Origin of the sequence: Geomicrobium sp. JCM 19037, from assembly GCF_000698105.1 — a bacterium.
In the GTDB taxonomy this organism is placed as follows: Bacteria; Bacillota; Bacilli; order Bacillales; family Marinococcaceae; genus Geomicrobium_A.
The window spans coordinates 1-1971 of record NZ_BAWZ01000068.1; the positions used below are offsets into that span (position 1 = coordinate 1).

At 41.5% G+C, this 1971-nt stretch carries 2 protein-coding genes and 1 pseudogene; all 3 read left to right on the top strand.

What is annotated here, in order from left to right; all coding sequences use genetic code 11:
* Positions 1-427, top strand: a 427-nt coding sequence (locus JCM19037_RS21505; RefSeq protein ID WP_042404504.1) for an ABC transporter permease, incomplete at its 5' end; no start/stop codon positions are given.
* Between the two features lie 68 nt (positions 428-495).
* Positions 496-765, top strand: coding sequence for a hypothetical protein (locus JCM19037_RS21510; RefSeq protein WP_042404506.1), 270 nt, complete (start codon positions 496-498; stop codon positions 763-765).
* Positions 766-1004: 239 nt separating this feature from the next.
* Positions 1005-1576 (top strand): annotated as a pseudogene (locus JCM19037_RS21515) (YidC/Oxa1 family membrane protein insertase).
* Positions 1577-1971 lie beyond the last annotated feature (395 nt).

Sequence of the window (1971 nt, forward strand, 5' to 3'; positions counted from 1 at the left end):
TTTTGATCTCTTTTTGCTCGCTCTGTTGTTTTTTGTACTCGGTTATTTTCTATATGCAACGCTAGCAGCGATGCTCGGTTCCGTCGTTACAAGAGTTGAGGACGTTGGTTTGGCTGTTGGCCCATTGAACTTTCTCGTCATTCTTGCGCTTTTAATCTCAATGTTTAGTTTGAGTAATCCATCAGCGACTATCGCTGTCGTCACATCGTATATCCCGTTTTTTACACCGATGATTATGTTTTTGCGTGTTGGAATGGGAGAAGCGGGCATGTGGGAACTGATCGTATCAGTCATTATCATGGTGGCAACGATCGTTCTTTTAGCAATGTTTGCTGCAAAGGTGTACCGCGGAGGTGTGCTTCAATATTCACAAGGCAAATTGATACAGATGTTCAAAAACGCCATACAAAATTCTAAATCCAATTAATGGACGAATTAGGTTTTTGGCATGAACTTTGATATACTTTAAAGGCATATAAAAAGGGGGCGCTGCCCATGATTGAATTACTGTCAGATGCCCATTGGTTCTCGTATATGGTATTGTTTTCACAGTTTGCCCTTTTAGGCATTCAAATCCATATGATGCTGGAGTTGAATGTAAGTTGGATGGGACGCAAACTGGAGCAACGCACGCGTGAATATGAGCGATATCAAATGTGTATTAATTCACCCATTCGTCTTGATTCTACGCGAATTCGTAAAGTGCCTTCGCTCGATGACCATTATGCAGCTGATGATGATGAACAACCGTCTCCACTCGTTTGAATCTGTCGAATTCAAAACGAGGAGGAGTAACGTTAATGAAAAACAAATCCATTGTATTACTCATAATAGCACTTATGGTCGTGTTGCTTTCAGCATGTGGGGTTGACCAAGCACCGATTACTTCAGAAAGTGAAGGCATTTGGAATCACTTCTTTGTGTTTCCACTTTCTTGGTTGATCATACAAATTGCTGGCATTTTAAATGGAAGTTACGGCTTATCTATTGTCGTAATGACGATTATGATTCGCCTTCTTATTTTGCCGCTGTTTCTAAAGCAGCAAAAGAGTAGTAAAGCAATGCAACAACTAAGACCGGAGCTTGAAGAGTTGAGGGGCAAATATGACCCCAAAAACCCAGATGACCAAAAGAAGATGCAACAAGATATGATCTCGCTTTATCAAAAGAGCGGTGTGAACCTGCGGCGGGATGTTTACCAGTCGTGATTCAGATGCCGATTCTGATGGCATTTTACTTCGCGATTATACGTACCGAGCAAATTGCAACACACAGTTTTCTATGGATGAATTTAGGTGAACCTGACCCGTATATGATTATGCCAGTGGTTGCAGGTTTGCTCATGCTTGGACAAGTGCAATTAAGCAGCCGACAAATGCCTGCTGAAATGGCCGCTCAAATGAAGATGATTCAATACATCATGCCAGTGATGATCGTATTCATTGGTTTTGCATTACCTTCAGCCCTTTCGCTATACTGGGCGACAGGCAGTTTGTTTATGATCGTTCAAAGCTTCTTAATCCAAACAAGAGAAAAGAAAAAAGAAATCAATCAAGATGTTGTACCAGAGAGGTAATTAGGTAAACTCTCATATAGATCCTTGAAGCGGTTGTGCACACCGCTTCAAGGCTTTTTTGAGTGAATTAACTAGTTGTTTCACTCTAATTCCCGAGTTGAATGAGTGCGTTTGACAGCATTGCTCTTAACGTGGACATGTTGGGAGAAATAGTAGACTTTGCTGCGTAAGTGACGACGTCGAATGAATGTGTATAGCATTTACAAACGGAATCATCAATTTTTTCTTCTATATAGGATGAACTTAACATTTTCCTGATTACCCAGTTTGTTGTTGCTTTCCACTTCAGGCGGATGCTTGCACTCCAGAGCATAAGGGCAACATCGGCGGCCAAAAGACAGCCACCGTGTTTTCTTTACACTCCAGAGTATAAGGTCAACATCGGTGGTCAAAAG

Excerpts from the sequence above, each read along its gene's own strand:
- JCM19037_RS21510 (WP_042404506.1), top strand. The coding sequence starts at position 496 with ATGATTGAATTACTGTCAGATGCCCATTGGTTCTCGTATATGGTATTG.